The sequence below is a fragment of the Microcystis sp. LE18-22.4A genome, from assembly GCF_027531105.1.
GTDB lineage: Bacteria > Cyanobacteriota > Cyanobacteriia > Cyanobacteriales > Microcystaceae > Microcystis > Microcystis aeruginosa.
In genome coordinates this window covers 1-3585 of record NZ_JAPZRB010000408.1, presented here as the reverse complement: position 1 = coordinate 3585, position 3585 = coordinate 1, and the positions used below count along the sequence as shown (strand labels likewise).

General features: G+C 42.0%; 1 protein-coding gene and 1 pseudogene. One reads left to right on the top strand and one right to left on the bottom strand.

Annotation, left to right across the window (positions count from 1 at the left end):
- Positions 1–1626: 1626 nt before the first annotated feature.
- Positions 1627–1749 (top strand): annotated as a pseudogene (locus O9295_RS18015) (PEP-CTERM sorting domain-containing protein); the annotation flags it as partial.
- Positions 1750–1865: 116 nt separating this feature from the next.
- On the opposite strand, the gene O9295_RS18010 reads toward O9295_RS18015, so the two are convergent.
- On the bottom strand, positions 1866–3437 hold the full coding sequence (locus O9295_RS18010) for a Na+/H+ antiporter (protein WP_002758276.1): 1572 nt from the start codon (positions 3435–3437) through the stop codon (positions 1866–1868).
- Positions 3438–3585: the final 148 nt, after the last annotated feature.

Below are 3585 nucleotides of genomic sequence, written 5' to 3'. Positions count from 1 at the left end.
TTCTTGGGCTGCCCATTTCTCCATTTTTTTGCTTACCTCCACCTTAATTCCTTCTTTCAAAACTATACCTATCAATCGTTTCCCCTTTTTTTAAGTTTCTTCTCTTTTTGTTAAGAAAGATCCGACTAATGGATAGCTTATCAAGGGGGGCAGGGGGGATCGAACCTAAAATCCATTTTTAATTTAATTATAACCAGCTACTTAACAATGTTAGCGAAATTTTGAACCCTATGACGGAATCTGACACACCGCGCCACAATCCCTCACGGAAGGCGATCGGTCGCCTGAGAAGCAGTAAAACAGGGGAAAATACCTGAGACTCCTTCCCCTATGAATCCCTAAGCTAGGGAGAAGAATATAAAGATTTATTAAATTGTAGCTTAGAATACAGTGCGGGGGGGGGTAATGTGTATCCTTTTGTTGTCTGCCTCCTGTCTTGGGTGAGGCTGTTATTTAATCCAGAAGGAGAATCCAAGCTAAATGACTTTTCAACGAATTCACAAAGTTAAAAACCAATTTAAGCTAAAACAACTTAACAGAGCAGTTATAGCCGCTTTAGCATTGCCTTTATTTCTTCATACTGGAATATTGTCGAGCTTAGCAGTTGTGTCTTTGATAATCGCAACAGAAACTCCAGCTATGGCTAACGGAGAAATAGATATAGATAGCTTAGTTAAGAGCTTAACCGAGTCAGATCCAGGGAGCAAAGAATTCAAAAAAGCTACTGAGGATGCAAAAAAACTTACAGATGAACAAGCAGCACAAGTTGCTCAAAAGATAGTTCAGAAAATAACAGGAGATGCTGCTCAATCAGTAAATACTCTGCTGAATTTATATCAATTGGGTTTAAAAGCTGGGAAAAATCCATTACTGGCTGCACTTGGTAAGCCGTTATCTGATGCCATAAACAAAGCTTTTGGTAATCTAGTTAAGGTTCTTAACGATCCACGGACTGTTGGTGGAAAACAAAAGTTAATAGACGTCTTAACCGCAGAGCCTTTTAATCTGGATTTGAACGGAGCTTTTGACATAATTGATAAGTTAGAAAAACAAGCGCAGAAATTAGAAGATGCTCAAAAAGCCAAAGGAAAAGAAGCTCGTTCTCGTTCTCGCGATAGCCTTAGCTTTGATGCCACTACATCTATCTTGTCCTTCACTGATGATTTGATTGTGGAAATCATCAATGAGGATAGTACAGTTGATTTAAGCGATAGTATTGTAGGGGCTGAGGTAGTAGTTCCTGATTTTACTTTCAACGGTATCACTCCAGAAGGTGAGCCTGGATTCAAGAACTTATCAGGAGATCCTATTATTATTAGGAAAAATTCAGATGTTTTTTTGGAAACTGTAGTTCCATATTTCATCTGGAATGGGAGCCAGCTTTTTGGCTTTGGCGGAGATTTGGTTCTTTCTGGGGCCCCAGATGGCTCTGCTTTTGATGGTGGACTTCCAGATTTAGGTTCAGATTATATAGATGATTTAATTTCTCTTCTGACTCCGCTTGATTTCAAAAACTTTTTTACTTTCAGGATCGCCCCAGATACAGACCTTGTACAGCTAACGGAAAACTTTACCAAATCAGGGTCTACTGGTTTTACTAATGGCGCTGGATTAACTCAAGAGAAAATCCCCGAACCATCCTCTGTCTTAGGTTTACTCGCACTCGGCACTCTCGGCGCAGCCTCAACCCTCAAGCGTAAACTTAAACCCTCTAAATCCACCGAAAAAGAAACCATAAAAGTCTCCTAAAATCCCCCATAAAACCCCACAAAAACCCTTTCATTAATTGGAGGGGTTTTTGTCATAGGAGCCAGTCGTCGGTCGTGAGGAGAATTGAGATTGATTGTATATACCCCAAAATAGTCCTACTGTTCACTAATTTTACTTTCAGCGAGAATTTCTTGGAGGACGGGGGATAAATTGCTAGTTAAACGGCCGGATCGAATAAATTCAGCGTAGGTATCAGCTTCGATATCTAGGAGGGTTTCCCGAAGTTGTTCCATTGTCAATAGCTGTAATTGGGGATAACTATCGTTGAGAGATTGTATTTCCGCTTCTACAGTCTTTAACTTTTCTTTGACGAGATGCTGCTCATAACTAAAGAATTCTGGGGCAACATCGGGAGATTTATCTAACTTAGAAAGATAGTCTAAAACTCTTTTTAAAGCTACCCGTCGGGCTAAAAGTTCCGCATAGTTTTCTCGAATTGGTTGATCACCGATCAAGTCTAATCTCGATAGGAAAGTTTGAATAGTTAATCCCTGAACCAAAAGGGTAAAGAGAACAACTCCGAAGACGATATCGATGATATCCTGACGATTGGGAAAAATAACCGGCACACTTAAAGCTAGGGCAATAGAAACGGAACCGCGCAAACCTCCCCACCATAAAACCGTTTTTTCCCGCCAATTAATTTTAGTTTCCATCAAGGCATTACTAACAGTTGCCAAAGCAAAGGTAGCCAGAAAACGGGCCGCTACCACGGCAGCGATCGTGATAAAAATTAAATTGAGATTATCGGCTAAACTGGAGAGACGGATCTGATCGCCGATGAGGAGAAAAACGATCGAATTGACAAAAAAAGCGAGAAACTCCCAGAATTGCGTGACTAATAGGCGGGTACGGGGACTCATACTAATTCGAGAGCCAAAATTACCCAAAATAATCCCCGTAGTCACCACTCCGATTACCCCCGAACCCCCGAACTCCTCGGTTAATAAATAAGCACCGTAGGCGGACACAAGAGTTAAAGACTGTTCCACTAGGGGTAAATCGAGACGTTGAGTCAGATAGGAAATACCAAAACCCACTAAACAACCCACTGCCACCCCGATACCGATAAAAGCGGCAATCCGGCTAATGGTTGTCTCTAAGGATAGACCACTAGCACCGAGGGGAATTTCCACCAAAAGAGCGAAAGCGACGACAGCGACCCCATCATTAAATAAGCTTTCCCCTTCCAAAAGCACGGTGAGGTTTTTACTGGCCCCTAATTCGCGAAAAAGAGCGACAACAGCGACGGGATCCGTAGAAGAAAGGCTCGCACCCACTAATAAGGCCGTAAATAGGGGTAAATTGGTCAATTCATCTAGGGTAAAACCAACCCCGAAAATCGAGATAATTACGCCGACAATAGCGAAAAGACTGACGGGAATCCAATTATCCTTCAGATCTCGCCAGCGTGTATTCCAAGCGGCTTCAAATAGCAAAGGGGGCAGAAAAATTTCTAGAATCAGTTCGGGGGATAGGTTCACCAGACGGATATCGATAAAAGCTAAACCTAAACCGACTATCACTAACAATAGGGTGTAAGGAATTTGGCGAAACCAGCTAAAAATCCTCGAAACCGTGGCCACACTCAGGGAAACGGACAAAACAATTAGAAATTGTTCTAAATTTTGCTTAATGACTTCATCGGTAGCGGATTCTAAACTCATTGGCTGGGAGGCAATCGGTAAGCGGACGTGCAAGAAAAGAACAATCTAAATTATTTGACATCCTCGCCGCCGTAAAACGGACGGCGATTCCCAAACCTCACGATTTAGGTTTCTGCTTCTTTCCCGAAGGATTTTTCGCACCTGCCTT

Excerpts from the sequence above, each read along its gene's own strand:
- O9295_RS18010 (WP_002758276.1), bottom strand. The coding sequence starts at position 3,437 with ATGAGTTTAGAATCCGCTACCGATGAAGTCATTAAGCAAAATTTAGAA.